The following is a 560-nucleotide window of genomic DNA, read 5'->3' as shown; positions in this document are numbered from 1 at the left end:
GGACGCGCGTTGTCGGTGTTGCGATCCTCCGCGGGCCGAGATTCGGTGGGTTGGGAGGGCGGTGTCGGTTCGGGTGGCTCGGTGAGCAATTCGGCGTGCAACGCTCGCAGTTGTGGGCCCGGGTCGGTGCCCAGGCCCTCGGACAGAGCTCGGCGGGCCGTCTCGTACGCGGCGAGGGCGTCCGCGCTGCGGCCCGTGTCGCGCAGGGCGCGGATGAGGAGGGCGTGCAGGGGCTCGTCGTACGGGTGGGCCGTCGTCAGTTCCGTCAGACGCGGTACGACGGTGTGGGCGCGGCCCAGTCGCAGGTCCGCGTCGATACGCGCGCGCGTGGCCTCCAGGTGCAGGGCGTCGGCGCGGGTGGCGGCGGTGCGGTCCGGGAGGTCGGCGAGGGCGGGGCCGCGCCACAGGGCGAGGGCCTCGGTCAGGACGCGGGCCGCGTGTGCGGCGTCGTCGGCGGTCAGGGCCGCCGTGCCCTCGTGGACCAGGCGCTCGAAGACGTACAGGTCGACGTCGTCCTCGGTCGCGGCGAGGCGGTAGCCGCCGGGTGTGGAGGTGATGGC

General features: G+C 75.0%; 1 protein-coding gene. It reads right to left on the bottom strand.

Annotated elements, in window-relative coordinates; translation table 11 throughout:
• Positions 1–560: AfsR/SARP family transcriptional regulator (locus tag GRC12_RS44940; RefSeq protein ID WP_208786148.1), on the bottom strand; the 560-nt coding region annotated here is incomplete at both ends.

It is taken from the genome of Streptomyces griseorubiginosus (assembly GCF_017614965.1).
Lineage (GTDB): Bacteria > Actinomycetota > Actinomycetes > Streptomycetales > Streptomycetaceae > Streptomyces > Streptomyces griseorubiginosus_B.
Note: the sequence above shows the minus strand (reverse complement) of the source record. Positions and strands in the feature narration are given on the sequence as shown.